This window comes from Mesorhizobium sp. M0563, from assembly GCF_040321065.1.
In the GTDB taxonomy this organism is placed as follows: domain Bacteria; phylum Pseudomonadota; class Alphaproteobacteria; order Rhizobiales; family Rhizobiaceae; genus Mesorhizobium.
On the sequence record NZ_JAMYQV010000053.1, the window covers coordinates 1 to 579 of the forward strand.

Sequence of the window (579 nt, forward strand, 5' to 3'; positions counted from 1 at the left end):
TATGTGAAGAACATGATCACCGGTGCCGCGCAGATGGACGGCGCGATCCTGGTCGTGTCGGCCGCCGACGGCCCGATGCCGCAGACCCGCGAGCACATCCTTTTGGCCCGCCAGGTCGGCGTGCCGTCGATCGTGGTGTTCTTGAACAAGGTCGACCAGGTCGACGACGCCGAGCTGCTCGAGCTGGTCGAGCTCGAGGTGCGTGAGCTCCTGACCAAGAACGAGTTCCCCGGCGACGACATTCCGATCGTCAAGGGTTCGGCGCTTGCCGCACTTGAAGATTCTGACAAGAAGATCGGCGAGGACGCGATCCGCGAATTGATGGCGGCGGTCGATGCCTACATCCCGACGCCGGTTCGTCCGCTCGACAAGCCGTTCCTGATGCCGATCGAGGACGTGTTCTCGATCTCGGGCCGCGGCACGGTGGTGACCGGTCGCGTCGAGCGCGGCGTCGTCAAGGTCGGGGAGGAGCTGGAGATCATCGGCATCCGTCCGACCACCAAGACGACCTGCACCGGCGTCGAGATGTTCCGCAAGCTGCTCGACCAGGGCCAGGCCGGCGACAACATCGGCGCGCTG

General features: G+C 65.1%; 1 protein-coding gene. It reads left to right on the plus strand.

Going from position 1 to position 579, the window contains the following annotated elements; genetic code table 11:
* Positions 1–579 (plus strand): GTP-binding protein (locus NKI50_RS30505; protein ID WP_352718702.1); only part of this gene is annotated, 579 nt, incomplete at both ends.